This is a genomic window from Polaromonas sp. P1_E3, assembly GCF_056405935.1.
On sequence record NZ_JBFUBD010000471.1, the window covers coordinates 1 to 1876 of the forward strand.

The window sequence follows — 1876 nt, forward strand, 5'->3', positions numbered from 1 at the left end:
AGCCAGGAAGCTGTCGACGTGATCATTGAGGGCATGCGCTGGCTCGGGCTCAATCACGACGAAGGCCCGTTCTTCCAGATGCAGCGCATGGACCGCTACAAGGCTGTGCTTGCGCAGATGCAGAAAGATGGCCTGGTCTATCCCTGCTATATGAGCGTGGCCGAACTCGACGCCCTGCGCGAAAAGCAGATGGCGGCCAAAGAGAAACCCCGCTATGACGGCACCTGGCGCCCCGCGCCCGGCAAGACCCTGCCGCCCGTCCCCGAAGGCGTGCAACCCGTGCTGCGCTTCATGAACCCGCAGGGCGGCAGCGTGGTGTGGGAGGACAAGGTCAAGGGCCGCATCGAGATCAGCAACGACGAACTTGACGACCTGGTGATCGCCCGGCCCGACGGAACGCCGACCTACAACTTCTGCGTGGTGGTCGACGACATCGACATGGCCATGACCCATGTGATCCGCGGCGACGACCACGTGAACAATACGCCGCGCCAGATCAACATATTCAAGGCGCTGGGCAAAGAGCCTCCGGTGTACGCCCACCTGCCGACCGTGCTCAACGAGCAGGGCGAAAAACTCAGCAAACGCAACGGCGCCAAACCGGTGACGCAGTACGCAGCCGAAGGCTATTTGCCCGATGCCATGGTCAATTACCTGGCGCGCCTGGGATGGAGCCACGGCGATGACGAAATTTTCAGCCGCGAGCAGTTCATCGAGTGGTTCAACCTTGATCACCTGGGCAAGAGCGCCGCGCAGTTCGACGAAGCCAAGCTGCGCTGGGTCAATGCGCAGCACCTGAAGGCTACTGCGGACGACACCCTGGCAACCCTGGTGCAGCCGTTCCTGGCAGCGCAAGGCATTACCGGCGTGGACCCGGTGTGGGTGGCTCGAGGCTGCGGTCTTTTTAAAGATCGTTGCAGCACGCTGGTAGAGCTGGCCGGCTGGCTGCAGCTGCTGGTGACCGGTGGCAAGCCCAGTGCTGAAGACATCAGCACGCATGTGACGGAGGCGGTGCGGCCGGCCATTGCAAAGCTGAGCAGTTCGCTGGCTGCCTGCGAGTGGAGCAAGGCCGCGATCTCGGCCGCGATCAAGCAGGTGCTGGCCGACACCGGCCTCAAGATGCCGCAGCTGGCCATGCCCGTGCGCGTGCTGGTGATGGGCACGCCGCAAACCCCGTCGCTCGACGCGATTCTGGAGCTCATGAAGCGCGAAGATGTGGTGTCCCGGCTCAAGCTTGTTTGAGGATTTGAAAAAGCCCAAATTTTCGGGCTATAATTCAAGGCTCGACAATTGCAGGGAAACCTCAATAACTTGACGGGGGTATAGCTCAGCTGGGAGAGCGCTTGCATGGCATGCAAGAGGTCAGCGGTTCGATCCCGCTTACCTCCACCAAAAGTTAAAAGTCAGTCGGGAAGAATTTGAAGTTTTGTGGGCCCATGTGAAAGCAGGGGCCATCCGGAAGTTCCAAGGTTGAGACCCTATCGTCTAGAGGCCTAGGACACCACCCTTTCACGGTGGCTACAGGGGTTCGAATCCCCTTAGGGTCGCCAAAATTCATCACACCTTGTGTGTGATGCCCAAGGCGCAAGTTGACAACCGCCGGCCCGCAAGGGCCAAGCGACTTGGCTCGAAAGAGCGAATGTTGTCACTACCAGGAGTGGTAGTTCAGTTGGTTAGAATACCGGCCTGTCACGCCGGGGGTCGCGGGTTCGAGTCCCGTCCACTCCGCCAATATTGATGAGGGTTAGCAGATGCATATCTGCTAACCCTTTTTCATTTTCTGGCCCCCTATTTCTGACGTCTCCGGCTTCCAGCCCGTGTGCAAAGAGCGCTGCAACTTTCACCGGGAAATGTGCGGACATGCGAAGGCAACCTC

Annotated in this window: 1 protein-coding gene and 3 tRNA genes; all 4 read left to right on the forward strand. The window is 59.8% G+C overall.

Annotated elements, in window-relative coordinates:
• A partial coding sequence (gene gltX / locus AC1D0Z_RS20670) for a glutamate--tRNA ligase (protein WP_477660040.1) occupies positions 1-1242 on the forward strand: 1242 nt, incomplete at its 5' end.
• 74 nt (positions 1243-1316) lie between these two features.
• Positions 1317-1392: transfer RNA gene (locus AC1D0Z_RS20675), tRNA-Ala, on the forward strand.
• Between the two features lie 82 nt (positions 1393-1474).
• Positions 1475-1550: transfer RNA gene (locus tag AC1D0Z_RS20680), tRNA-Glu, on the forward strand.
• 104 nt (positions 1551-1654) lie between these two features.
• Positions 1655-1731: transfer RNA gene (locus AC1D0Z_RS20685), tRNA-Asp, on the forward strand.
• The last annotated feature ends 145 nt before the right edge of the window (positions 1732-1876 follow it).